This window comes from Nostoc sp. PCC 7107, from assembly GCF_000316625.1.
GTDB lineage: Bacteria > Cyanobacteriota > Cyanobacteriia > Cyanobacteriales > Nostocaceae > Nostoc_B.
Map to the genome: position 1 here is coordinate 5,874,409 of NC_019676.1, position 24,593 is coordinate 5,899,001.

Below are 24,593 nucleotides of genomic sequence, written 5' to 3' on the forward strand. Positions count from 1 at the left end.
CGATTAAATAGGAAAATTATTCGGATTTTTGCACACAGATACTGTCTTATAAAGTTGTCAAAGTTTCAAATGTAATTAGTTTAAAATCTTACATTAAAATACTTAGGCGAGAAAATGAGTTCTTGTAATATTTATTGATATATCTCAATAATTGTGATTTTATCGTCTGTGATATCAAATTACATCAATGGTTTGGATCACAAATAAGTAGCGATAGCTTATCTTAAACCTGCATCAATGGGAAAAATTGGGTATTATTGCCAGACATATAGTATGATTACTCACCGCTGATTGGAAAATTTTAAGGTATGACGTTATTTCCCTTGTCCGTGCGAAGGTGGGGTCGGGTTAGCCAATTCCTATCTCTGTTTTGTCTGTGTTTATTTTTAGTCATCAGTTGTGGTACGCGACAACAAGCAAATACCACACCGTCGGGTTCTGTAAATACACCTGGAGGGGATGGACGTATTACTATCGGGACAACAGCCAAGCCGAGAACTCTAGACCCAGCGGATGCTTATGAGTTGGCATCTTTGGGTTTAGTGTTTAATATGAGCGATCGCCTGTACACTTACGAACCAGGTAGTACAGAAATTAAACCCCAACTGGCGACAAGTTTACCAAAAGTCAGCCCAGATGGTTTAACTTACACCATCCCCCTACGCCAAGGAGTAGTGTTCCACGATGGTACACCCTTCAATGGCAAAGCAATGGAGTTTAGTATTAAGCGATTTATTGAAAATAAAGGTAAACCTTCTTTTTTATTAGCTGATACAGTAGCTTCAGTCACCGCTACCAGTGAGAATGAGCTAACAATCAAGCTCAAAAAACCCTTTGCTGCATTTCCATCTCTACTTGCGTTTTCTGGAGTATGTGCAGTTTCACCCCAAGCTTATGAACTTGGTGCTGGTAAATTTAAACCCAATATATTTGTTGGTACTGGCCCTTATAAATTAGCGCAGTATGGTACAGACTCACTGCGGATGGATGTGTTTAATAAATATTGGGGAGACAAACCAGCGAATCAAGGCGTTAACGTACAAATTCAAACAAGTCCAGTTAACTTGTTTAACGCCTTTCGGACAGGTGCAGTAGATGTAGCTTATTTATCATTACAACCTGATCAAATTCGCAGTTTGGAAGAAGGAGGTAAAAAAGGAGATTGGCAAGCGATTACGGCTCAAGGTAGTGTGGTAAGTTATCTGGTATTAAACCGCAATCAAAAACCTTTAGATCAACCAGAAGTTAGACAAGCGATCGCCGCAATTATCGACCGTCCATTATTAAATGAGCGAGTGTTATACGGTCAAGCTGATCCGCTTTACAGTATGATTCCTACTACATTCAATGTTTCCCAACCATTATTTAAAGATAAATATGGTGATGGTAAATTTGATCAAGCTAAAGAAGTACTAACTAAAGCTGGTTTCTCTAAAGAAAATCCCGTCAAAATTCCAGTTTGGTATCCTTCAAGTTCACCAACTCGGAGTTTAGCCGCACAAACTCTCAAATCCCTTGCTGATACTAAAATGGATGGCATAGTTCAATTAGAAGTCAACACAGTAGAAGGGCCGACTTTCTTTAAAGACATTTCTAAAGGTTTATATCCCGCAGCTTTACTTGATTGGTATCCAGACTTTTTAGATCCTGATAATTACGTCCAACCTTTCTTAGCTTGTCAAAAAGGTTCCGACGCTAAAGGCTGTGAAGATGGCGGTAGTCAAACTCAAGGTTCGTTTTACTATAGCGAAACTATGAATAAACTCATCGACCAACAACGCAAAGAACAAAATCCCGCAGCACGAGAGAAAATTTTTGCTCAAATTCAAACCCAAGTAGCTAATGATGTACCTTATGTCCCTCTTTGGCAAAACAAAGATTATGTATTTGCCCAAAAAGGTGTAGCTAATGTGCAACTTGATCCTACTCAGAATTTGATTTATAAAACCATCAAAAAATAGGGAATGAAGTGTGAAGTATGAAGTATGAAATAAAAATTTCATTTTTTACTCTTTAAACTTCACCCTTCAGCTTTTACCTTTTAGACTTCAGACTTCATAATTCAGACTTCAAAAAAATGTCTCGTTCAAAAGCCCTACAATATTACATTGTTTCGCGGTTGCTCCTAGCGCCGCTGCAACTATTAACTATTATCACCATCGTATTTTTATTATTACGAGCGACACCAGGAGATCCCGCCGATGCGATTTTGGGTGGACGTGCGCCAGAAGCAGCCAAGGAAGAATTACGCAAGCAATTAGGATTAAATTTACCTATTTGGCTACAGTATTTAAATTATTTGGGAAATATTATACTGCGTTTTGACTTGGGAACTTCTTTAACAAGTCGCGGACAAAATGTTTGGGATATCATCGGACAATATTTCCCAGCAACGGTGGAGTTAGCCGTATTTAGTATGACTGTGGCGCTGATTGTTGGTATTTTTGTCGGTACACTCTCTGCTTCTCGTCCTGGAACATATTTTGACGTGGGAGGGCGGTTATTTGGGATTATTACTTACGCTTTACCGATGTTTTGGGCGGGAATGTTGTTGCAGTTAGTTTTCTCTGTACAACTGGGTTGGTTTCCCAACTCTAACCGTTTTCCACCGACGTTACCGCCACCATCGCCAATTACTGGGCTATATACTTTTGATAGCTTACTGAGTGGGAACTTGACTCAGTTTTTTGCTTCCTTGCACCATCTTGCACTCCCTAGCCTCACTTTAGGAATTTTGCTCAGTGGGATTTTTGAGCGCATTGTCCGCGTGAATTTAAAACAGACTCTACGTGCTGACTATGTAGAAGCAGCTAGAGCGAGAGGTATTTCTGAAAATAAAATTTTAGTCTCTCATGCCTTAAAGAATGCCTTAATTCCCGTAATTACGGTGTTGGGATTAACTTTTGCTTCTTTGTTGGGTGGAGCAATTTTAACTGAAGTGACATTTTCTTGGCCTGGGTTAGCTAATCGTTTGTATCAAGCAATCAGCGATCGCGATTACCCCACAGTCCAAGGTGTATTGGTATTCTTTGGGGCGATTGTGGTTGGCGCAAGCATTTTGATTGACATTATCAATGCTTACGTTGACCCACGCATTCGCTATTAATGTTAGGAGAATATTAATTCAGCTAATCACCTATTTTTGGTTATGCCAAAATTTGAGGAGCAACTAGAATCAATTTATGCGAGCGATCGCCACCAATGGCGGGAGTGGTTAGCCAAAAATCATCTCACTTACCCTGGTGTCTGGTTAGTATATTACAAAGTCAAAAGTGGTCAACCCAGCGTCAGATACAGCGAAGCAGTTCAAGAAGCTTTATGTTTTGGTTGGATTGACAGTAAAGTGAAAACTTTAGATGAAACCCGCTATCAGCAGATTTTTACACCGCGAAAACCGAAAAGTGTTTGGTCAAAATTAAATAAGCAATATATTGAGGAGCTAATTGCCCAAAATTTAATGACGGAAGTTGGCCTAGCTAAAATTGCTGATGCCAAAAAAGATGGCTCATGGAATTCCTTAGATGCGATCGAAGCATTGACTATTCCAATCGATTTGCAACAAGCTTTAGAAACTAGCTCTTCCGCTAACCTGAATTTTGCAGCGTTTAGTAATTCCGCAAAGAAAAACATTCTTTTTTGGATTCAAAGTGCAAAACGTCCAGAGACTAGGTTAAAAAGAGTTGAGCAAACCGTAACTTCAGCAGCGCAGAACAGAAATCCATTGAGCCGATAAAGAGTTGTAATTAGTTTAAAATTTGTAGCTTAAAACTTGAATCACCTTATCTTCTGGCAACTTACTAGGGGTAATGCTGATAGTGTCACTATTACTACGACGGACAGTGACACCTTGCACCAAGTTGAGAAAATCATCCAAGGGTGAAATATCACAAGCATTCGCATCAGCAGCCTGGGTACGGTAGTGAGTCGGAATCACTATTTTAGGATTTAACACATCAATTGCCTGTTTCGCTTCTTCCGCATTGTAGGCTTTAGCACTACCGCCTACGGGGATGAAGAGAACATCAGGACGACCCATCAAAATTTTTTGTTCAAGAGAAATAGGTGCCGCAATACCGCCTAGATGCAGGATGTTAATTCCCCCTTGTTGCCAACTCCAGGCGGTATTTTTGCCGAATTGTCTTCCACCTTTGCGATCGTGATCTGTGGAAATTCCTTGAAACTTAATACCCTGAAACTCATAAACTCCAGGTTCGTAGACTAACTTGGGATTTCCTGGTAAATCTTCTACTGCACCTTCATCTAGTAATTGGCTGCTAATCAAGACCAAGTTTGCACTGAGTTTCGGCGCACGATAACCAGCAGTACAGCCAATGGTGCGGAAGGGATTGGCGAGAATTTTTGCTCCACCACCAGAAATTAGAAAGCAAGTATGACCCAACCACTGAACTGATAAACCGCCAGATTGTGCGTTAGCTTCAGTGTGAGAACCTAATGTAGTAACTAATGCTGTGACTAAACCCGCCCCAGCATAGCCCATCAACTGTCGTCGTTTCATTAATTACTCTCTCGTCTGTAATTGTTCCAGAAAGTTTCGCAATAACTGTTTTCCTAAAGAAGTTAGCACACTCTCTGGGTGAAACTGGACTCCTTGGATATGAGGATAGTTCCGATGGCGCACTCCCATAATTGTGCCATCTTCAACCCAAGCAGTGATTTCTAACACTTCCGGGCAAGTTTCGCGCTCAATCACCAAACTATGATATCTGGTGGCGGTCATCGGATTTTCTAATCCTTGAAAAACACCTACATTAGTATGCGTTACCTGCGAAGTTTTGCCGTGCATTAACTCTGGAGCAGAGACGATTTTACCACCAAATACTTGACCAATGCTTTGATGCCCCAAGCATACGCCTAAAATTGGCAAACTAGGGCCAAGTTGTTGAATCAAATCCAAAGATATACCCGCATCTTCTGGACGACCAGGCCCAGGAGAAATGACTACAAGGTCGGGATGCAAACCTTGAATTTCTTCGATGGTGATTTTATCGTTGCGAAAAACTTGAATATCTGATGCGATAGGGAACTCTGCTGCTAGTTCTCCGAGGTATTGCACCAAATTGTATGTAAAACTGTCGTAGTTATCGATGACTACAATCACGGTCTAGTCTCCTGGTGATCATTACCAGATTCTAGCCGTCAGCGTCAGTAATTATTTAGTTTGTAGTTGAGAAATTTTTATGGATGAGTGTAATTAATGTCTCAACTTAGAAGTTTGACATAATTAATACTATTAATCGCGGCAGTATTAGGGTACAAGCAACTAAGATTGCCACTAAAGCAGAGACTAGTACAGCACCCGCCGCGCAATCTTTGGCGACTTTGGCCAATTCGTGGTAAGTCTGCTTGACTGTCAAATCAACCAACGATTCTATTGCTGTGTTGAGTAGTTCGAGTGCGAGAACTAAGCCGCTAGTGATGCCAATGACTGCGATTTCTACAGGTGATAAATGTAAGAATATGCTTAAGGCGATCGCCAAAGCGCAAAAACTCACATGAATGCGAAAATTGCGTTGAGTTTGAAAACTGTAGGTGATGCCAGCCCAAGCATACTTAAAACTAACAAGTAAATTGGCGGCAACTTGCCACGAAAATTCCCTTTCCTTCGTTATCAGTTTTGGTAACTGGTTTGGTGGTGGAGGAGAAACTTGTTGGGACATAAGCTAAAAAATAGAACAATAAAGTTAGGTAACTGGGAATTTTCGTTGTTTGAAGTCATCAAGTCAACTTCAGGCAATTTTCTACAGGAGTATTATAAGAGGATGCTTAAAAATTAACACTGATAGGCATAAAAATCTTTAACATTCTATGTCAATATCAATACCAACTGTCTCCAGTATTATTACTTGCTGCTTGAGCATTTGCATTAAACTCTCATCATCTGGATGATCCCAACCCAAAAGGTGTAAAAGCCCATGAGATGCTAACCAAGCTAACTCTGTTACTAAACTATGCCCTTGTTGTTGGGCTTGCCGTTGGGCTGTATTGACTGAAATCACGATATCACCTAAATACACAGGTTCATCCCGCATTTCCGCATAATAAGGGAAATCCGTTTCTAGCGCAGCAAAGGCTAAAACATCTGTGGGTTTATCTTGATGTCGATATTGAGCATTTAATGATTGAATTTCTGCATCATCTGTCAAACGCAGCCCTATTTCATAGCTTGGCGCTGGCGGTAGATGAGGTTGAAGATTTTCTAACCAGCGATGAAACCAGTTCTCCCAGGTTTCAGCTTCAATACTGACAGCTAATTTGGGGGAAGACTCAGAAAAAATATCTTGCAAATTTAGTTCAACTGGCACCAAGTACAAACGCTCCTCAGCACTTTGAATTTTGATGGGTCTTTAGCGGGTTAGGTAAGCAAGACCAATTAGGACAGCTAAAAGTCCGACAGCGGATAACAAAAAATGTTTAATGGAAGTGCCGCCTTTACGCACCATATTCCGCATGGCAAGTTTGACGTAGCTTGGTTGAGGTTCCGTTGAAGGAGAGTCACTCATAATTATTTCGTAACAAACTCTTTTACATATAAATGTAACAGTTTCCTGGGAGTTCTCTTGCCATTCTGTCTATTTTCGGTTTGAGAGTCAGGCAATGGGTAAAAGAGTCATCTATTACCCATTGTTAATTGACCTTAAGCAGAATTACTGTCTACTAACTGATTTTCTTGGCGGAGATAGGCTTGGATGAACATATCGAGGTCGCCGTTCATCACATCAGCGATCGCCGTTGTTTCGGAATTGGTACGCAAATCCTTTACCATCTGGTAAGGATGAAATACATAGTTCCGAATTTGATTACCCCAAGAAGCCTCCACCATATCACCGCGAATTTGGGCAATTTCTTGCGCCTTTTGTTCACGGGCGATAACTAGTAGTTTAGCTTTGAGGCGAGCGAGAGCCTTTTCTTTATTTTGCAGCTGCGATCGCTCTTCTGTACAGCGCACAGCCAGACCTGTAGGTAAATGCACAATGCGTACTGCTGTTTCTACTTTGTTGACGTTTTGTCCACCTTTACCACCAGCCCTAGATGTCGTAACTTCCAAATCCTTCTCTGGAATATCCAACTGCACAGAATTATCGATTTGTGGCATGACTTCCACCCCAGCAAAACTAGTTTGCCGTTTGCCATTAGCATTAAAAGGTGAAATCCGCACTAAGCGATGTGTACCTGTTTCTGACCGCAGATAGCCATAGGCGTAACGCCCAGTAATTTCTAAGGTTGCTGATTTGATACCAGCTTCATCACCCTCAGATTCTTCACTGAGTGCTACTTTATAACCATGAGCTTCTGCCCAACGGGTATACATTCGCAGCAGCATAAACGCCCAGTCTTGAGCATCTGTACCACCTGCACCAGCATTAATCGTCAACACCGCCCCTTCCGCATCATAAGGGCCAGAGAGTAGCTGTTGTAACTCCCACTGGTCAAGATCACGGTTGAGTTTCGTGATAGTTGATTCTGCTTCTTGCAGTAATGACTCGTCGGTTTCTAACTCCAACAATTCCACCACTGCTTTAGTATCTTCTAAGCTGGCTCGCCACTGGTGATAAGTGTCCAGGTGGGATTTGAGGTCGTTAAGTTCTTGCAGGGTTTTTTGGGCTTCGGGTTGATTTTCCCAAAACTCTGGCTGCGCGGATATTTGTTCTAAGTCGTGAATTTTCGCTGTCAGTGCAGGTACGTCAAAGATAGTCCTGGGTTTTACCCAGGCGGCTAGACAACGTTTCGATTTCGCGTTTGAGTTCTAAGACTTCCATAGTGCTTACTAATTTAGAGCTACTTGGATAAATTTTCTAAGTTTGCTCTTGAGATTTTATTTGTTTTTTTGATTTTAGCGGTTGTTGAGCAAATTCTTTTGCCGTAACTGTGAAATTATACAAAACGAATCGGCTATTGGCTGGGTGAAGTTCGGACATTTTGTTGCAGATGAGCTTTGATGAATAAATTAATGTCACCGTTTAAGACATCTGTGACATCAGTTGTCTCTGCATTGGTGCGTAAATCCTTCACCTGGGTATAAGGATGCAAGATATATTCACGGATAATGTTATTGGATAAATCTTTGATTCGCTTAGGTTGAATCTCAGCAATTGAGTTGACACCTTGAGCTAATGCGATCGCCCATAACTTACCCTTAAGAATAGCCAAAGCTTTCTTTTTGTTGTAGTCCATCGGACGACCTTGCTGATCACAGAATACAGTAATGCCAGTAGGAAGATGAACAACCTGCACCCATGTTTCTGCACGGTTTCTATTTCCCTGATTACGAGGCAAAGTAATTTCTAAATGCTTTTGTGGTATTTCAAATTCCGCGGAATCATCTAAGATGGGAAATACTTCCACCCTAGCCAGACTGATCTGTAAATTCCCACTAGTATCAAAAGGTAATATTCTTTGGAGTTGATGTATTCCTAATTCTGATTTCAGACAACCATAGGCATAACGCCCTGTAATTTCCCAACTAGCAAATATAATGCCACCATCACCACAAGAGTCTTCTATCAGATTTATGTGGTAATTTTGATTTTTCGCCCAGTTATAGTAAATCTGGAACAAAGTGTACGCCCATTTCTGAGCCTCTGCATCATGAGACTCAGCAGCAATACTCAGCAGTGCGCCTTTTTTGTCATAGGGGTCAGATAGTAATTGTCTGATTTCGGCTGTTTCGAGTTCTTTCTGAAGTTGAGCAAGGTTAGTTTGTGCCTCTTGTAACAATTGCTCATCTGCTGAAATTTCAATTAATTCCAGGGCAACTTTGATATCTTCTAATTTAGAACACCATTGCTGATATTGTTTCTGCCTGTAATAGATGATGTACTCAATTTCTTGAAGTGTTTGATAGGCAGGCTCTGGATGTTCCCAAAAATGCGGTTGAATAATTAATTGATCTAACTTTTGAATTCTGGTACTTAGTTCTTGCAGGTCAAAGACAGTCCTCAGCCTTAGCTAAGATATTCGACAATCTTTCTACTTCGTATTTGATATTCAAGAGTCTTAGCATGGTTTTGCTCTCTTGCGGTTCGTTATCACTACATATTGTAATATCTCATAGCCATAAAAAACCGTGGCGAGTAATTTTGCACCACGGTTAAAAATTTTTTAAATTTTTCTATTTATCGTTAGTTAGTCACGGCCATTGATGGCAATCAGTAACCGTAAGATAAAGACAAACAAGTTGATGTATGTCAGGTACATCGACAAAGCCGCAGGTAGGTATTGGTCATTGCGGTAAGTACGGGGCAAGATGTAAAAATCTACGACGGATACGCCGACAAACAGAAACACGCCTAAACCAGAAATGCCGATTTCTAGCCAAGTTGGGGTATAAACACCAAACAAAGCAAAGATAAATTGCGTTGCACAGACAACCAGCAAGGCTATCATACCGAGACTGATGGTTTTGTTCAACGCCATTCCATCTTGTTCAGACAGATTTGAACCAACTTGACGGGCAACAATAAAGGTGACACCGCAACCGAGGGCGGCTAAACCAATGCCTTGAATGCCTACACCTTGGGTTCTTAAGGCGACGAATACTAAACCACTGAGAGTATATCCAGATAAAAGGCTGTAAGTTGCCAATAAAGGTAGGGCAATACCCTTGTTGCCTTTTTCTGCAACATTTTGGGCAACAAAAAAGAGAATCAACTCTAGAATTACCGCACCAATAAAGGTAGGGAAGAAAATTCCAGGGTTTGTACGGATAACGCCTAAACCGCTGTATGTGCCTAATGCGGTTAAAACCAGACCACCACCGACATAAGGTAGGGCATTAGCAATGACATTAGGGCCGATGAGAGCTTGCGTTTTAGCGTCTCGGATGGCTTCACGAAAGTTACTTGTATTGCTCATACTGGAGTTTTTCGCTGGAAAAAGTGCTTTATATTCCTATTGTTACCAAGATTTTGATTGACCAGCTAGGGTATTTTGTTGGGAAAATCGGCATTGATTGTTGATCAATACATTTTGTCTGAGATATGCGCCACTATGGTTTTTGCACGGTAGGGGTGAAATACTCAAATTCAGCAATACTAAAAAACCATTTCGAGAAACACCTTCAACCACACAATACACCCTTTTATTAAGAGAATATTAGGTGCGGTTTTGCTGTTGCTCAAGCCAAAAAAGTCTTGAGGATATTGGTTTTAGCTTTTGGTCTTAACTTTTGCCAATTTATATATGGTTCGGGTTTAGATATTTTATTAATTTTTATAATCAACGATTTATTAAGCAAATATTAAAATTAATCTTCCGCCGTTATTTTTATTTCTAGAGAGATATTTAATTTAAATCAAAAATTAAGGTTGTGGAGTTTTTCTCTGTTGCTTACCTAGGGCTAAATCTCTGGGTATAAGCCAAGCATTTAACTACGAAAATAGCTAGGGTTATTCGCAAAAAATAAACATTAATTAACTAAGCAAGTTTATAGAGAAAACAAAAATCAGCAGCGACAACAGAGTCTGTAAAATCGTGCGTAAAAACACTGAATGCTGGAGATGACGGCGAATTAAGTTCAGTGGAACGACGATGGTTTAATCAGCGTGGTCTAAGGAAAATAATTACAGCTTTGAAGAACACATACGCAACTCCGTTTTTTCAGGAAAAGGAGTTAATACAAAGGAATTGATATGGCAGCAATTGAGTCTTCTATGCGAATTGATGGGATAGAGTTATTACACTTATACCACCAGAATCCCTCAATTAAACTTCGTAATCAACTTGTACAGTTACATACTGGCTTAGTGCGGAAGATGGCTCATAAATTTAGCCATCAATGTAATGAACCTTATGAAGATTTAGAACAAATCGGTTATTTTGGTTTAATTAGGGCCATTGAGCGTTTTGATCCCAGTCAAGGATATGCGTTTAGTTCCTTTGCTGTGCCATATATTCGTGGTGAGATGCTGCATTTTTTGCGCGATCGCAGTACGCTATTAAAAATTCCTCGTCGTTGGCAAGAACTCTACAACGAAGGGCAAAAAATTCGCAAAGAATTGGCTTTGGATTTGGGTCGTCCTCCCAAGGATTCAGAAATTGCTAAGGTACTGAAGGTTTCTGTGCAAGAATGGCAAGAAACAAAGTTAGCTGCCCAAAATCGAATGCCTTTGAGTTTGGATGCTACAGCAGTTCACTATGTTGATTGCCAAATTACTTTAGGTGAAGCACTACCTTGTCCTCGTTCTGCGGTGATGCAGCAACAAGAAGAAGAACGCCAACAACTCCAAGGGGCAATCAATATGCTAGAAGACAAACCCCGGATGGCAGTAGAAATGGTCTTCTTAAAAGAACTTTCACGCAAGGATGCAGCTAAAAACATTGGTACTAGTCCAATGACCGTAACGCGGTATTTGCAAAAGGGCATTAATGATTTGATCAATTATTTGCAACCACAAATAGTGGCATCAGGGTCTTGATGTTCGATACTACAAAATTTTGACAGGAAAACGCCATAACTCAAATCGCTTCTAATAAATAAACCAAGTTCTGGATTTAAGTACTTAGACAAGATTAATTAAACATTGTTTTCCTGTTAATAGTTCTCTTGCTCAATTAATGAATTTAATCTTGCCCAACCACTTATTATATTGAATGCTTCATATTGGTAATAATGGGCTTGATACTCAGGGTGCCGTCTTCAAAAAAACTTCACTATTCAAATAAATTTTAGGAATTTAAGCCTGCACGTTGAAAGATAGCGTTAGGGGTAATTTCTAATTCTGGTAATAAATCATCAGTCATTACTTGATGATGGCGATACGTTATGGGTAAGGAAGCTGGGGCGAATACAGTGATAGTTCTAGCTTGTGTATCGACCACCCAAACACGCGAAACACCTGCTTTGAGATAATCTGTGGCTTTTTCGGCCATGTCTCCAAAAGTTTGTCCGGGTGAGATAATTTCAATCACTAATTCGGGTGCAACCGAACAAGCTTCATCTTGCAACCAATCAGCAGCAAGACGGTTGTAAGAAATATAAGTCAAATCAGGAACAGGTATCCAATCTTGTTGATTGCGGGTTAATTTGATTGCCCACTCAACTACAACCCGACCTTTTTTCTCTGCCCATAGAGACAATATTATAAATAAAGCGCCAGTCGTCGCACCATGAAAAAATTTTGGTGACATTTCATCGTCTTTGTATTTAGGAACAGCTTCACCATCAACAAGTTCGTATGTAATATCACCTTCGGGAAGTGCTAGAAACTCTTCCACAGTTAAACGTTGATTAGAAGACTGAACCATAAAAGTATGAAGTGTGAAGTATGAAGTATGAAATTTGATGTTTCATCCTCCTGTATTTATGCTTTCTGAAGCAATGACTAACTACCGTGATTTTAGATCAGCGATCGCACCTCTGGTCATGGCAGCAATGGCTTTATCTGTGGCTTTCGGCAAATGATAATATTTACCGCCGGCTGTTTGGGCTAATTCTTTGGCAAATCCTGTAGAAACAAATTTACTTTCCGTATCAATTACTAATAGCTGCATTCCTAAAGCCCGAAATCTGCCAGCAATTTCTAATAATTCACCTTTAATATCCGGCTTTTCTCCTGGTTCTTGAGGTTCACCTAAAGAACGCGCTAGGGGAATATTCCCCCTTCCATCAGTAATTGCAACAACTACAACTTGCCCAATATCACCACTCATCCGAGCATTTAAACCGACGCGCACAGCTTGAGTTAAACCATGTGCTAAGGGCGAACCACCGCCACAAGGTAATCTTTCTAAACGGTTTTTGGCTAAAGCAATAGAACGAGTTGGGGGTAATAAAACTTCCGCTTGTTCTCCCCGGAAGGGAATCAAAGCTACTTGGTCGCGGTTTTGATAAGCTTCTGTCAACAGTTGCATGACTGCGCCTTTCGCTGACTGCATCCGGTTAAGTGCCATTGAACCAGAGGCATCTACTACAAATACTACCAACGCCCCGGCTTTACGTACCAAGCGTTTGGAGCGAATATCACCTTGTTCAACAATTACCTTTTTGTTTGGCTGTCTTTCACGCCGGGCTTTTTGGTAGGGTGCGGCGGCTCTCAGAGTCGCATCTACGGCAATGCGCCGGACTTTCCCCTTGGGTAACATCGGCTTGACGTAACGTCCCCGGTCTTCGGAGAAGATGATGCTGCGACTACCAGATTTGCCTTGACGTTGGGACATTTGAGCAAAGTACAGCACGCTTTCATCGAGAATTACACCTTCCGGGTCAAAGATAAATTCTTCCGGGATACTGGGTGGTTCTTGGTTTTCTGGTTCTTCTGGTTGGTCTTCTTCTTTGTCGTTTTCCTCTTCTTCCTGTTGTTCTTGTTCCGATTCGTCTTGACTTTGTGGTGGTGGGGGCGGAGGTGGTGGTGGTTGGTCGGGGGGTGGGGTTTGAACTACAGTTGCCCGTGGTACAATTACCAGTTCGACAGCCCGACGTAAATCTTCGGCGTTGACGGTGGTGCGTCCTTCTAAGGCAGCGGCGGCTTTGGCGACACGCACAGCAAATAACTCGGCGCGATGACCTTGGACAACACCGCGAATTGCTTCATTTACCAAGTAAGCAATTTGGTCGTGGGTGATGGTGACTTCCTTTAACCATTCCCGCGCCAAGAGAATTTGAGTTTTGAGTCCGTCGAGGTCTTCGTTGTACTGCTGAAGAAATTCTTGGGGAGATTTGGAAAAAGCGATCGCAGCTTCTACTGCTTCTACTCGTTGATCTAGACCGAGTACACCATCAGCAGACAGGGCGATCGCAATTCTATCTAGTAAATGTTCTCTCAGTGCGCCTTCTTCGGGGTTGTACGTAGCAATAAATAACGCTCTGCAAGGGTGCTGAAAACTAATCCCTTCGCGCTCAATTTGGTTGCGACCTTCGGATAATACTGTTAAAAGTTGATTGGAGATTTGCTCATCTAATAAATTGATTTCATCTACGTACAGTACACCCCGGTGAGCAGAGGCGAGTAACCCCGGCTGAAAAATTGTATCTCCTTGCTTAACCGACTGTTCCACATCCACAGAACCTAAAAGTCGGTCTTCTGTCACACCAAGGGGAATCTGCACAAAAGGCGCGGGGATGATTTGTGTCGGGACATCCTGAATATCTTTTTCGGCGTACTCTGCCAATAATAGGTTATCCCATTCATCGGGGCGGGTGGGATCGCAGTTGCTAATGGAACCTGGAACAACTTCAATTGGGGGGATGAGGGCGTGGATAGCACGCGCCATAACAGATTTTGCCGTACCGCGACGACCTGCGATCGCCACTCCCCCCAAACCAGGATCGACCGCTGCTAACAGCAAGGCTAATTTTATCGCTTCTTGACCGACTACGGCAGTCAAGGGAAAGGAGGCGACGCTGGGAGTGATAGTAGGCGCAGGCATTGTTTACAAAAATGATGATGAAGGCAGTAGGCAGGAGGCAGTAGGCAGGAGGCAGGAGGTAGGAGGTAAGATTTTTTAATATTATTTCTGCTCTGCTTGACTGGTCTCGGTTTTTAGCATATCAATTTCTGGCACTATCTTGCCTACTTGCTAATCTAAACTAAATGGAGTGAATTCTATTTGTCCGAATAGCATATTTTTGTCTACTGCTGACAAAATTTTATGATTAGAGCGTTGGCGCAGCCCGCCGTAGGCATCGCTATTTAAACAAAGACAAACTAATTGCGCCACATCGGCACGATGGATACTGCCAACAATACGTGTGTCTTCGGTTAAAATACCATTGCCTGTGGCTGGTTCTGTTTTCAGTCCACCTGGACGAATAATAGTATAGGTGAGTCCACTGGCAATTAAATATTGTTCGGCTTTGTCTTTTTCGACTAAAACTGATTGCAGTGCAGCTAACGCTTGGGGAGATAATGCACCAATACTATTACCAGTACCAATGGAAGTCACTAGAACAAATTTTTGGACTCTGGCTTTGATTGCAGCATCGATGAGATTTTTATTAGCCAGGTAATCTGGTTTTTCTGCGTCTGTGGGTAAACCGCCGATAGTACTAATTACAGTATGGATGGGTTCATTGGTAATCATAGCTGCTTCTACATCATTAATATGCAACGCATCACCCAAAACTGTCTTCACACCCATTGCTTGTAATTCAGCCGCAGCAGATTCATTTCTCAAAAGTGCTTTGACTTGGTGTTGTTGTGCTGTTAAACAGTTGGCAATTTCTCTACCAACACCACGACTTGCCCCAGCCAGAAAAATGTATGATTCACTTGTCATGATTAATTGCTGAACTAGTAATTACTTTCGCTTCAGGGATTTTATCAGAGGATGAACATTTTTTAATAAGCATTGGGTGATCAAGAAATATACAGGACTTACGCAAAAATAACGTAAGCCGGGACAATTGCTATATGGCGTGCTGATGATAAGAAATCAAAGGCGGCTTATTTACAAACACAGCAATTAGAACTATTAGAGCAAAGAATAGCTAATTTAGAAACAATAGTAAGCCATGAAGAATTTGATTTACAGAAAAAAATTTAAACAGCTAGAATCAAGCGATCGCAATCATCATTCTATTTTATAAATATCTATTGCATCACGCATTTTTGCGTTTTTTTAGTACACACAATTAGGGAGAATATTTCTACAACTTTGAGAGCATAATTTCGATAATTTAGCAAAAAAATTTATTGTCAGCCTGATTTTGAGTACCCATGCTAATAACTTGCAAGTTCTGTTTAAATCATACTCGTCTTGATCAAGATTACTGTTTCCTAGAAACAGTATCTTATTCTCTAGTTTCGATAGAATTATTTGACATCATTTAATTCTATCTAACTCATACCAAGTGCTGATTTGAGATTGTCGGAGAAAAGTCTTAACTAGAAGTTTCTCTAGAAAATCCCCAAGCAGCTTGCTGATCCCAGATTGGTATCAATTAGATCATTGTGACTAGACTTGAGTGATGTTCTCACACTGAATTTTACAGATACATATCCATAAATGTGTTCTGTTAGACTGCGAAGATTACCGAATTTTTATTTTACTAGAAGTTATAAACTTGAGTCATTGCGTTGGTATAGCTTACCGTAGGTATGCAACATTGTGCCGTTGGAATGCAAATGGATTGGATTAGCTTACTCAAAGCCCAGCAAGCTGATTTCCTTCAACGTGTGAAAAAACCTAAAACTTACGACTTGTCTTTATTAGATAGTCAAGTTAAAGGTTGTCACAGCGAAATTATGGCATTTTGGGGTGATTCATTGGCAAAAATTCAAGAATTTTCGCGCCAACAAAGCGAAATTCTTGCCAAGAATCCGCCGCCTATCCCGCCAGAATATCCCGAACCGCCTGATTGGGTGATTCCTTACCCCAAACACTTTCAACAACAAGCAGAAGATTATATTTTGCGAGAGCAAATTGTTGAACAAGTGATGGCGGAACGGTTAGGTAAATTAGTGAAAAAGTTGCCTCAAGACACTATCCAAAATATGGTGTTAGACGATGAAGGTAATTTACGTGGTGAAAGTAAATTTACATACTTCTTGGCTGATAATCCCAAACAGAGTGTTTTAGTTTATGCCGCCGATGGAGAAAGTTTTAACGGTATCAAGAAAGATAAAATTAGGTGGTCAGTTACGCAAGATGATTTACTCAACCACCAAGTATTAATTTTCTTGTGTCTGTTTTATCCATCTACTGGCAAATTAGGCTATGAGAAGCACGCTGTAATTGCTGGTTTTTTGCCGAGTTATCAACTGGAATTTACAGAAACTAAATCTTATGTTACTCCTAGTAACTTGTTATATGCAGGGGGATTAAGTTGGTATTTAGAGTCATTAACAGCAAAGAAGACTACTAAAAAAGATATATTGCCGACAGTTGAAGAGCAAGCGATCGCCGAAAACATTCAAATTGTTTCATCAGATCATCCCCAAAAGGAAATCATTGGTGATTGGGAATGTTGGCAAACATTAAAAGGTCATACAAAAGGTATTCATTGCCTTGATTTTACTTCTCGCTGTCACAATGGCAATGTTATGCCAATTTTAGCTAGTGGGAGTCGCGGCGAAACAAGATTATGGGATTTAAGCAAAGGTGAATTAATTGATACATTATCTGAATCTCCTTGGATAGCATCAAGGTTAGTCGATGATGTGAATTCTATATCTTTCAGTCCCGATGGTCATACATTAGTCAGTGTTGGCGCAGACTCCACAGTAAAAATTTGGCATGTTGGCGCACCAGAATTAATCGATATTCTGCACAAACATAATGGCGTGGTACGCTGTACCGCCTTTACCCCCGATGGGCGAATGGTAGCGACTGGTGGAGATGATCGAAAAGTACTGTTTTGGGATTTAATGTATCGTCAGGTAGCGATCGCTCTATCTTTAGATGATACAGCTGCTCACTCTCTTGCTTTGAGTCCAGACGGCAAAACCCTGGTAACTGGTAGTTACCGCAAAATCAAAGTCTGGAAAACAGCCCAACTTTCAGAATGTAACGCCCTGCAAGAAATCGAACCACTGCATAGTTTAACCGGACATTCTCACATTGTGCGTTCTTTAACCATCAGTGCGGATGGCGAGTGGCTAATTAGTGGTAGTTGGGATCAGACAATCAAAATCTGGCATTTAGAGACAGGGAGATTAATTCGTACCCTTAAAGGACATACTGATCGAGTATATGCGATCGCCCTCAGTCCAGACGAGCAAATCATCGCCAGCGGGAGTGCAGATAAAACCATTAAACTATGGCATTTCAACACAGGAGAATTACTTGGCACATTTACCGGACATAGCAATATAGTTACAGCCTTAGCCTTCACAACTTCCGGTGATATGTTAGTCAGCGCCAGCTTAGATAAAACCATTAAAATCTGGCAGCGTAGTTAATAATTACAATGGATTTTATCGCTATCACGCCAGCTAATGTACTAGCTTCCTATTCCCTACAGGTAAGGGCGAAGCCTACGCCCTTACTGATATTTTTTCAAAAATCAAATCATACTCCTATATGCTTGAATTTAATATTTAGCCACAGGCTGGTGGATGGTTTATTTTCCCTGAAAATGTTGGTTACGAGATATATCAACCACTTGACTATCCATCAAAAATAATTGAGGGGCGAGATGTTTGCTATCTTGAAGTTTGTGGCTGTGAAATATCATTTTCCTATGAAATGCACGGCATTCATGTTGTTTTTGAATCAGGTATTCTAACAGAAGAAAAAGCTTTTGCGATCGTGACATCAATTAGTCATAGTTTAGCAAACATCACAGGACAGCCAACTGTTGTTTATGAAAGCTAAGTACAAGCCAATTGTTAGTAAAACCAATTTAGGTTGGGTGAAACGAAGTGTAACCCAACAATGCCACGAAATGTCAACGTCATAATTTTGGATAATTTACTTATATTAAGATTAAATACATAATTAAATTATGTAGAGATCGCAGCTTTCAATCTAATCTTTTTAAATGTTGGTTTATACTCTCAATTCACCTAACTTACTAGCTTTTTAGATTTCTCGTATTAGGCTAATACAACACAATATTCCTTTAACCTGAGAGCTTTTCATATTCACTAAAACTCAGCAAATTTGTTTCCAAATCATAGAAGAACTGTAATCTACATCCACCAACTTTGCCCGTAGCATCCTGATACTGATGTAACCATTGCTTCATTTTTGTTAATCCTGTTTCTATCAACTGGATTTTTACCAAACTCACACAAGTTCGCGGTACTGGATAAACAGTAATTGACCATTTTGGTTCATACCAACCATACTCTATTGCTTTATTAGAACTGGTCAAGCTAACTAAGGAATATGAATAGTTAATACTCAAAATTTTCGCAGGATTTTTAATCTTAGCTGGTTCTTGGCAGTAATCAGAAAAAGCAACGCTAAGGTGGTCGAATTGAGGTGTATCTGATAGTGCTTCTGATAATATTTTTGCACTAATAGGATAAGACATTAAACGTGAAAGTTTACTTTTATATTTTGTAGGAATCATTGACCTGATTTCCGACTCAGATTAAATATCTGGCTAAAAACTCTGTAGTGTAACCCAACAATGGCAAGCTTATCAAAGTTGAGTTGTGCGATCGCTGCCAACCGTACCAAAATTAATAAAATTGCAGCTTTTCAACCAAAACTTTCTGCCCACTTTTAAAATTAGAACAGTCTAACTTTGTCGTCAGTCGGAAGTTTAACAAATCATAGCGAGGTTTACCATCTGGACGATTAGCTCTTGGTGGGATATCGAGTGCTTCGATTAAACAACCGCCAATTGTCGAATCTGGAGTTACTCTAAAATTCACTCCCGGTAACTCAAAGTGCTTGACTACGATATTCCGCAAATTACGAGAATGCTGAATAACAAACTCCACTTCAACTTCGATATCAGCTAGAAATTCCATATTTCCCACACTTAGTAAAATAAATAAATGTAGGTTGGATGAAACTCAGTGTAACTTAACAATGCCAAGCTTATCAAAGTGGAGTTGTGCGATCGCTTCACCCAACCTACTAGCTATTCTCTCTCCTCTCCGCGCCTCTGCGTCTCTGTGTGAGACAAAAAAGAGCCAGTGCTGTCCAGAATAATTTCAGCACTGGCTTTGGTTGTAATATCCGCAGGGCGGTAGGGAAAGGGAAATTTGTTAGTAATAAGTACCTGTTTTGCGATGATTAATTGCTGTCACTGCATCAGGCTTGATTAATTTACCGTTGTCAACAGTGGCATAAACTACCCAGTGGTCGCCACATTCCATACGTTGCTCAACAGAGCATTCGACGTAGGCGAGAGCATCGGTCAGAACTGGAGAGCCATTATCAGCAGGAGTAGTGCCGAAAATGGCAAATCTGTCTTCACCGGGGGCAAAATTCTTGCGGAAATGCTTCATGTATTCTTGTTGATTGCCTTCTGCCAAAATATTTAAGGCAAACTTACCGCCAGGATACATGAGAGATTCTATGGCGCGTTCTTTGGCGATCGCTACAGTTAAACCAGGAGGGTTAAAGGTGGCTTGTGATACCCAAGCGCCCAACATCCCGGTAGAAACATCACCTTGCTTGGCGGTGATTACACAAACTGAACCGACGATGCGACCTACAGCTTGTTCTACAGGGGTTGCAGCTTGTTGTGGTACGCGAACTTTTCTGGCTTTTTTGAGGTTTTGGGCGAAGTCTGTACCGAGTTCTTCGCAAAACTTGAGGGTAACATCGTCGGGTTTGAATTTAACTTTCAAAGTTTCAAAACCAAGACGATAGCCAGCATCACGCAATTTACCTTCAATCATTTCCACGGCTTCACCACTCCAGCCGTAGGAACCGAAGACACCGGCAACTTTGTTATTATCACCAACTTTCAGCACAATCCCCAAAGCACTGTGAATCGGTGTTGGTGCATGACCGCCGATGGTAGGCGAACCGATAAGGAAACCGTCGGATGTTTCTACGGCGGCTTGAATTTCTTCCGAACTGGCAAATTCGCAGTTGATGGATTGAACTTCCACGCCGCCCTTAGTTAATCCCAGAGCGATCGCCCGTGCTAATGTAGCGGTATTGCCGTAAGCTGAGGCGTATAGTAAAGCAACAGAAATTTCTCTATCTCTTTGAGAACGACTCCAGTCTGCGTAAGCTTGGGTCAGTTCAATTAAGCTAGTGCGGACTATCGGCCCGTGACCAACCGCATACATTCTCACTTGGAAATCGGAAATTTTTTCTAAGGCTGCTTCGACGTGCTGCGCCTGGGGAGCCATCAAACAGTTGTAATAGTAGCGTTGGTCTTCTTTGATTTGTTCCCAGTTGTCATCAAAGACTTCATCACCGCAGATATGTGCGCCGAAAAGTTTATCAGTGAACAAAATTTGCGTTTGCTGGTCGTAGGTGCAAAGACTTTCCGGCCATCGGGGGTTGGGAGTAGGAAAGAATTTCAATACATGACCTTTCCCTAAATCTAGGTTTTCTTTCCCCCGCATCACCAAAATATTTAAATTGTCATCTGGAAAAGCCGCCTTTAAATTAGCCGAACCAGGTAGCGAACAAACAAAGGTAATTTGAGGAGCCGCTTCCAGCAATGCTTTGAGGGTTCCCACTCGGTTGGGGCTAAAATGTCCCAGAATAACGTAATCTAATTTTTTCAAATGGATGGTCTGCTGTAACGCTTCCAAAAAAATTGTGGTAAAGGTATCAGCAGGTGGGTCAATAATTGCAGTTTTATCACCTTCCAGGACATAGCAATTAGAGGTTGTCCCTCTTTCTAATGCGTATTCAATTTCAAACCGCAAACGTGACTGACTACGCGCTCTGAGAACTCTGGTATTTGTCGCAATGGGAAAAACTTGTACGTCACGGGGTTTGGAATTGCTCATAGGTGTTGGGTGATGTGGAGATAAAAAGGGGAAAAACCGAGCTTTAACGGATTGAATAAAGCGAGTGAATGAATTGGAAGATTGCATAGATTTGTTAAATATTGGCAGGATGGGGATGCAGGGGTGCAAGGGGGCATGGGTGCAGGGGTGAAAGAAATCACTTCACTTCTACCTTCTGGAGACACTTGCGTGGGCTGGTTCCCCGACTTGAGCAAAGTGTCGTCCTCCTGCCTCCTACCTCCTGCCTTCTTTAGTAGTAGTTACCTACTTTGCGATGGCGAACTGCGGTTAAGCCATCGGGTTTGGAAACACGACCGTCTTGGACGGTACAATATAAAATCCAATGGTCGCTGCATTCCAAGCTGCTTTGCACTTCACATTCCATGTATGCCAGCGCATCTGTCAAAATGGGTGAACCATTTTTAGCGGTTTGGGTTTTCACACCTGCAAATCTATCAGCACCGGGATGTAAACGCTTGAGGAATTGCTTTTTCAGTTCTTGATAGTTACCTTCTTCTAAGACGTTTAGCACAAAGCGATCGCCTATTTGCATCAAAGCATCAATGGCGCGGTCTTTGGCAACGGCAATTGTAAATCCTAACGGTTGCAAGCTGGCTTGACTCACCCAAGAAGCCAACATTGCACTGCTGACATCACCTTTTTTGGTGGTGACAATATACAAGCCGTTGCTAATCCGTCCTAGGGCTTTTTCCATGTTCACATCAAGGGCTTTGATTTGCTTGATGTTACGTTCACGGGTGACGGCTTGTCCTAAATCTGTGCCGGCTTCAGCACACAATTGATATGTAGATGCAGTGGGAGCTTCTTTAATCCGAATGGCAGGGAAGGCTTCTTTCACACCGGAGTCGAGAAATTTCCGGCGTAGGGTATCGACTGGTTCATCATCGCCACCAAAGCATTCAAACAAGCCAAAGAATTGTTTGTCTTTAGCAACGGAAATTAAAGAACTAATGCCAGCTTGCGCTGCAACAGAGGTAGAAGGAGGCATCCCAATGATAATACCTGCGGCTCTACCTGCGAGTTCTTGAATTTCTTGGGCTTCGGCGGTGCTGATGTCTAGCATTTCTACACCAAGGCCAGTTTTTTGAATCCCTTCAGAAATGGCTTGACCAAGGCGATCGCTATAACCATAATCAGAAGCGTAGAATAAGCCAACGGTGGTTAAGGCTGTGGCTTGTCTTTGGCTCCAGTTGTGGTAACACTCGGTGAGGATATCTAGATGATGATAAAGTAAAGGCCCGTGACCATTTGCGATGATTTTAATCTTGCCGAGTTCGCCCATCCGCTTCATCGCATTCAATAGCGATCGCGCGTTTGGCCCCATGAGACAGTCATAATAAAACCTAAAGTCAGCTTCGATCGCTTCTAAATCTTCATCAAAGGTGCGATCGTCACAAAAGTGCATCCCAAAAGCATCGCAAGTATAGATGGTTTGGGTTTTGCGATCAAAACTAAAGATGGTGTCAGGCCAGTGTAAATTAGGCGCACTCACGAATTCTATTTCGTGACCTTTGCCAATATCAATGCGATCGCCACTTTTGACAATCCGCTTGGAAAAGGGTTCATGTACCAAACCTTCCAAAAATTGTAGGGCAATTTTAGAAGCTAAAACCGTGGCTCGCGGTGCTAATTGCAATACATCTTCCACCAAGCCGCTGTGGTCTGGCTCTGTGTGGCTGACAATAATGTAATCAATAGTCTTGGGGTTGACGATACTTTTGAGGGTGTCTAAATACAGTTGGCGAAACTTCTGGTGAGAAGTATCAATTAAAACTGTTTGTTCGCCCCGAATTAAATAGGAATTGTAAGTTGTACCGTTTTGCAATCCGAATTCGATATCGAAGCGATCGCGATCCCAGTCAAGACAGCGAATCGCCGTGGTGTTTGGGGCAATTTCTACAGTTTGGACAGTAAGCCGATGCTGAACATTTTCTGCGATCGCTACCATTATTCGTCTCCGAGCGCAAATATTTATTAATCTTTCTCTGCCCCCATTGTGCGACTAAATCATTTTTAAAGTTGTAATGAAGACTAGTTTTCTCAAATTGCCAGTTGTATCAATTATTGCTGTTTTTCAGCATTATTTTTAACTCAGAAATTTTCCTTGTAAATCAGTCACAGTCAGGGTATCACGTTTTAAATGTTAATATTTATTGGCATAATTTAAAATCCCTAACATATCATACATAACTTATTTTTTTAACCATATTTCCGTAACAAAAAGCATAGATTTCAACACCGATGTGTTTGAAATCAGAATATGTTGTACTGATAATTTCGGATTTACTTTTAAAACATCTACTTACTCTCGGTTGTTAATATTTAATTTCTAGCTAACTTTGAGACAGAGAAAATAATGGCTTTGTTAATGCGGGAATCTAATCCAGCTCCCCTTCATCAGTTGACAAAGATCAGTGGGAAACCCTTTGCGCCTTTAAATACTGAATGGGTGAGTTGTCGTGTATGTGGTGCGTGGATGCAGTTTCTTGGTCAGATTGACTTAGAAGCAACGATCATAAAAGGGATTTGCGATCGCAAACAGCTACTCCTTCTATTTATGTGTAGTAATAACCCTGGAATGTGTGATGAATGGGATGCTGATTTGGGAGGTAATGCAGCAATACTAGTTTCTAAAACTAACCTGATAAGTCTTGAACCACCTTGTGATCAAGAAGAGTTTCTTTCAGAAGAAATTTTGTTAACACTGGATGAGTGTGACGATTCGGCAGACACTTATTGTGATATTTTGAACCAATTTCAATATCAAATATGCGGCAAAATTGGTGGTGAACCTCTGTGGATTCAAGATGATGAAACTCCGATTTGTAGTTGTGGAGCTAGGATGAAGTTTGTAGTTCAGTTGGAACCCAGTACCGCATTCGAGTTTGGTGATATGGGTTCTGGATACGCCTTTGTGTGTTCAGTATGCCAACAACAGGCGAAGTTTCTTTGGCAATGCTACTAAATAGCTATTTTTCCGAATACAGCCAAGTATTTATATGTATATATGAATAGCGCTGGGTGCAAGATGTAAAGTGAAAGACTGAATGACAGGATGTTTGAAATATCATCCTGTCATTAGATCCCCCTAAATCCACGCCACTTGCTTCTCCTAATCGGAGACGCTACGCGAACAAGTCGGGGAACCCGCCCAACGCAGTGGCTCCCCTTAAAAAGGGGGACTTGAAGAAAACTTCCCCCCTTTTTAAGGGGGGTCAGGGGGGATCGAAATCCTGT

At 41.3% G+C, this 24,593-nt stretch carries 23 protein-coding genes; 8 read left to right on the forward strand and 15 right to left on the reverse strand.

Annotation, left to right across the window (positions count from 1 at the left end; translation table 11 throughout):
* Positions 1–308 precede the first annotated feature (308 nt).
* The 3 genes from NOS7107_RS25025 (at position 309) to NOS7107_RS25035 (ending at position 3,733) form a co-directional block, all read left to right on the forward strand.
* Positions 309–1,961 (forward strand): ABC transporter substrate-binding protein, encoded by a 1,653-nt coding sequence (locus NOS7107_RS25025; RefSeq protein WP_015115732.1) that lies wholly within the window; start codon positions 309–311, stop codon positions 1,959–1,961.
* Between the two features lie 116 nt (positions 1,962–2,077).
* Positions 2,078–3,106 (forward strand): ABC transporter permease, encoded by a 1,029-nt coding sequence (locus NOS7107_RS25030; RefSeq protein ID WP_015115733.1) that lies wholly within the window; start codon positions 2,078–2,080, stop codon positions 3,104–3,106.
* A 42-nt stretch (positions 3,107–3,148) separates the two neighbouring features.
* A complete protein-coding gene (locus NOS7107_RS25035; RefSeq protein WP_015115734.1) occupies positions 3,149–3,733 on the forward strand; it encodes a YdeI family protein in 585 nt (194 codons plus the stop codon).
* A 15-nt stretch (positions 3,734–3,748) separates the two neighbouring features.
* Here NOS7107_RS25035 and NOS7107_RS25040 read toward each other — a convergent pair whose 3' ends face one another.
* The 8 genes from NOS7107_RS25040 to NOS7107_RS25070 form a co-directional block, all read right to left on the reverse strand.
* Complete coding sequence (locus NOS7107_RS25040; protein WP_015115735.1) at positions 3,749–4,516, reverse strand: MBL fold metallo-hydrolase; 768 nt, start codon at positions 4,514–4,516, stop codon at positions 3,749–3,751.
* A gap of 3 nt (positions 4,517–4,519) precedes the next feature.
* Positions 4,520–5,119, reverse strand: coding sequence for an aminodeoxychorismate/anthranilate synthase component II (locus tag NOS7107_RS25045; RefSeq protein WP_015115736.1), 600 nt, complete (start codon positions 5,117–5,119; stop codon positions 4,520–4,522).
* A 106-nt stretch (positions 5,120–5,225) separates the two neighbouring features.
* Entirely contained in the window at positions 5,226–5,678 is a 453-nt protein-coding gene (locus NOS7107_RS25050; RefSeq protein ID WP_015115737.1) for a diacylglycerol kinase family protein, read from the reverse strand.
* Between the two features lie 138 nt (positions 5,679–5,816).
* Positions 5,817–6,323 (reverse strand): rRNA maturation RNase YbeY, encoded by a 507-nt coding sequence (gene ybeY, locus NOS7107_RS25055; RefSeq protein WP_015115738.1) that lies wholly within the window; start codon positions 6,321–6,323, stop codon positions 5,817–5,819.
* Between the two features lie 42 nt (positions 6,324–6,365).
* Complete coding sequence (locus NOS7107_RS28195; protein WP_015115739.1) at positions 6,366–6,521, reverse strand: DUF3285 domain-containing protein; 156 nt, start codon at positions 6,519–6,521, stop codon at positions 6,366–6,368.
* A 134-nt stretch (positions 6,522–6,655) separates the two neighbouring features.
* Positions 6,656–7,778 (reverse strand): peptide chain release factor 2 gene (gene prfB, locus NOS7107_RS25060; RefSeq protein WP_157374137.1). Its coding sequence is split into 2 segments (ribosomal slippage): positions 6,656–7,705 and positions 7,707–7,778, totalling 1,122 coding nucleotides; the frame shifts between segments, so codons are not numbered across the junction.
* A 133-nt stretch (positions 7,779–7,911) separates the two neighbouring features.
* Positions 7,912–8,961, reverse strand: coding sequence for a PCRF domain-containing protein (locus tag NOS7107_RS25065; RefSeq protein WP_367580512.1), 1,050 nt, complete (start codon positions 8,959–8,961; stop codon positions 7,912–7,914).
* A 183-nt stretch (positions 8,962–9,144) separates the two neighbouring features.
* Positions 9,145–9,873, reverse strand: a complete 729-nt coding sequence (locus NOS7107_RS25070) for a Bax inhibitor-1 family protein (protein ID WP_015115740.1) — start codon at positions 9,871–9,873, stop codon at positions 9,145–9,147.
* 776 nt (positions 9,874–10,649) lie between these two features.
* Between NOS7107_RS25070 and NOS7107_RS25075 the strand changes: the two genes are divergently transcribed.
* On the forward strand, positions 10,650–11,435 hold the full coding sequence (locus NOS7107_RS25075) for an RNA polymerase sigma factor SigF (protein WP_015115741.1): 786 nt from the start codon (positions 10,650–10,652) through the stop codon (positions 11,433–11,435).
* A gap of 250 nt (positions 11,436–11,685) precedes the next feature.
* Here NOS7107_RS25075 and NOS7107_RS25080 read toward each other — a convergent pair whose 3' ends face one another.
* The 3 genes from NOS7107_RS25080 to NOS7107_RS25090 form a co-directional block, all read right to left on the reverse strand.
* On the reverse strand, positions 11,686–12,264 hold the full coding sequence (locus tag NOS7107_RS25080) for a Uma2 family endonuclease (RefSeq protein ID WP_015115742.1): 579 nt from the start codon (positions 12,262–12,264) through the stop codon (positions 11,686–11,688).
* Between the two features lie 81 nt (positions 12,265–12,345).
* Positions 12,346–14,385: a magnesium chelatase ATPase subunit D gene (bchD, locus tag NOS7107_RS25085; protein WP_015115743.1), complete on the reverse strand. Its 2,040-nt coding sequence runs from the start codon at positions 14,383–14,385 to the stop codon at positions 12,346–12,348.
* 150 nt (positions 14,386–14,535) lie between these two features.
* Positions 14,536–15,234 (reverse strand): SDR family oxidoreductase, encoded by a 699-nt coding sequence (locus NOS7107_RS25090; protein ID WP_015115744.1) that lies wholly within the window; start codon positions 15,232–15,234, stop codon positions 14,536–14,538.
* An 848-nt stretch (positions 15,235–16,082) separates the two neighbouring features.
* Here NOS7107_RS25090 and NOS7107_RS25095 point away from each other — a divergent pair.
* Both NOS7107_RS25095 and NOS7107_RS29770 read left to right on the forward strand, forming a co-directional pair.
* A complete protein-coding gene (locus tag NOS7107_RS25095; protein ID WP_044501133.1) occupies positions 16,083–17,858 on the forward strand; it encodes a WD40 repeat domain-containing protein in 1,776 nt (591 codons plus the stop codon).
* A gap of 286 nt (positions 17,859–18,144) precedes the next feature.
* Positions 18,145–18,273 (forward strand): hypothetical protein, encoded by a 129-nt coding sequence (locus NOS7107_RS29770; protein ID WP_015115746.1) that lies wholly within the window; start codon positions 18,145–18,147, stop codon positions 18,271–18,273.
* Between the two features lie 247 nt (positions 18,274–18,520).
* Here the strand turns inward: NOS7107_RS29770 and NOS7107_RS25100 are convergent, their stop codons facing one another.
* Together NOS7107_RS25100 and NOS7107_RS25105 are read right to left on the reverse strand one after the other, a co-directional pair.
* Complete coding sequence (locus NOS7107_RS25100) at positions 18,521–18,976, reverse strand: hypothetical protein (RefSeq protein ID WP_015115747.1); 456 nt, start codon at positions 18,974–18,976, stop codon at positions 18,521–18,523.
* Positions 18,977–19,088: 112 nt separating this feature from the next.
* On the reverse strand, positions 19,089–19,382 hold the full coding sequence (locus tag NOS7107_RS25105) for a hypothetical protein (protein WP_015115748.1): 294 nt from the start codon (positions 19,380–19,382) through the stop codon (positions 19,089–19,091).
* A gap of 61 nt (positions 19,383–19,443) precedes the next feature.
* On the opposite strand from NOS7107_RS25105, the gene NOS7107_RS29775 reads away from it, so the two are divergent.
* On the forward strand, positions 19,444–19,566 hold the full coding sequence (locus NOS7107_RS29775; RefSeq protein ID WP_301280986.1) for a hypothetical protein: 123 nt from the start codon (positions 19,444–19,446) through the stop codon (positions 19,564–19,566).
* Positions 19,567–19,622: 56 nt separating this feature from the next.
* Here NOS7107_RS29775 and NOS7107_RS25110 read toward each other — a convergent pair whose 3' ends face one another.
* Both NOS7107_RS25110 and NOS7107_RS25115 read right to left on the reverse strand, forming a co-directional pair.
* Positions 19,623–21,335 carry a diflavin flavoprotein gene (locus tag NOS7107_RS25110; RefSeq protein WP_044501135.1) on the reverse strand — a complete coding sequence of 571 codons (1,713 nt, stop codon included), beginning with the start codon at positions 21,333–21,335 and terminating at the stop codon, positions 19,623–19,625.
* A gap of 250 nt (positions 21,336–21,585) precedes the next feature.
* A complete protein-coding gene (locus NOS7107_RS25115) occupies positions 21,586–23,304 on the reverse strand; it encodes a diflavin flavoprotein (protein ID WP_015115750.1) in 1,719 nt (572 codons plus the stop codon).
* Positions 23,305–23,757: 453 nt separating this feature from the next.
* Here NOS7107_RS25115 and NOS7107_RS25120 point away from each other — a divergent pair, with 453 nt between their 5' ends.
* Complete coding sequence (locus NOS7107_RS25120) at positions 23,758–24,321, forward strand: DUF1963 domain-containing protein (RefSeq protein WP_216594391.1); 564 nt, start codon at positions 23,758–23,760, stop codon at positions 24,319–24,321.
* Positions 24,322–24,593 lie beyond the last annotated feature (272 nt).

Excerpts from the sequence above, each read along its gene's own strand:
- NOS7107_RS25115 (WP_015115750.1), bottom strand. The coding sequence starts at position 23,304 with ATGGTAGCGATCGCAGAAAATGTTCAGCATCGGCTTACTGTCCAAACT.
- NOS7107_RS25070 (WP_015115740.1), bottom strand. The coding sequence starts at position 9,873 with ATGAGCAATACAAGTAACTTTCGTGAAGCCATCCGAGACGCTAAAACG.
- bchD (WP_015115743.1), bottom strand. The coding sequence starts at position 14,385 with ATGCCTGCGCCTACTATCACTCCCAGCGTCGCCTCCTTTCCCTTGACT.
- NOS7107_RS29775 (WP_301280986.1), top strand. The coding sequence starts at position 19,444 with ATGCCAAGCTTATCAAAGTGGAGTTGTGCGATCGCTTCACCCAACCTA.
- NOS7107_RS25095 (WP_044501133.1), top strand. The coding sequence starts at position 16,083 with ATGGATTGGATTAGCTTACTCAAAGCCCAGCAAGCTGATTTCCTTCAA.
- NOS7107_RS25050 (WP_015115737.1), bottom strand. The coding sequence starts at position 5,678 with ATGTCCCAACAAGTTTCTCCTCCACCACCAAACCAGTTACCAAAACTG.
- NOS7107_RS25030 (WP_015115733.1), top strand. The coding sequence starts at position 2,078 with ATGTCTCGTTCAAAAGCCCTACAATATTACATTGTTTCGCGGTTGCTC.
- NOS7107_RS25100 (WP_015115747.1), bottom strand. The coding sequence starts at position 18,976 with ATGATTCCTACAAAATATAAAAGTAAACTTTCACGTTTAATGTCTTAT.
- NOS7107_RS25035 (WP_015115734.1), top strand. The coding sequence starts at position 3,149 with ATGCCAAAATTTGAGGAGCAACTAGAATCAATTTATGCGAGCGATCGC.
- NOS7107_RS25040 (WP_015115735.1), bottom strand. The coding sequence starts at position 4,516 with ATGAAACGACGACAGTTGATGGGCTATGCTGGGGCGGGTTTAGTCACA.
- NOS7107_RS25025 (WP_015115732.1), top strand. The coding sequence starts at position 309 with ATGACGTTATTTCCCTTGTCCGTGCGAAGGTGGGGTCGGGTTAGCCAA.
- NOS7107_RS28195 (WP_015115739.1), bottom strand. The coding sequence starts at position 6,521 with ATGAGTGACTCTCCTTCAACGGAACCTCAACCAAGCTACGTCAAACTT.
- NOS7107_RS25080 (WP_015115742.1), bottom strand. The coding sequence starts at position 12,264 with ATGGTTCAGTCTTCTAATCAACGTTTAACTGTGGAAGAGTTTCTAGCA.
- NOS7107_RS25090 (WP_015115744.1), bottom strand. The coding sequence starts at position 15,234 with ATGACAAGTGAATCATACATTTTTCTGGCTGGGGCAAGTCGTGGTGTT.
- NOS7107_RS29770 (WP_015115746.1), top strand. The coding sequence starts at position 18,145 with ATGCACGGCATTCATGTTGTTTTTGAATCAGGTATTCTAACAGAAGAA.
- NOS7107_RS25075 (WP_015115741.1), top strand. The coding sequence starts at position 10,650 with ATGGCAGCAATTGAGTCTTCTATGCGAATTGATGGGATAGAGTTATTA.
- NOS7107_RS25110 (WP_044501135.1), bottom strand. The coding sequence starts at position 21,335 with ATGAGCAATTCCAAACCCCGTGACGTACAAGTTTTTCCCATTGCGACA.
- NOS7107_RS25105 (WP_015115748.1), bottom strand. The coding sequence starts at position 19,382 with ATGGAATTTCTAGCTGATATCGAAGTTGAAGTGGAGTTTGTTATTCAG.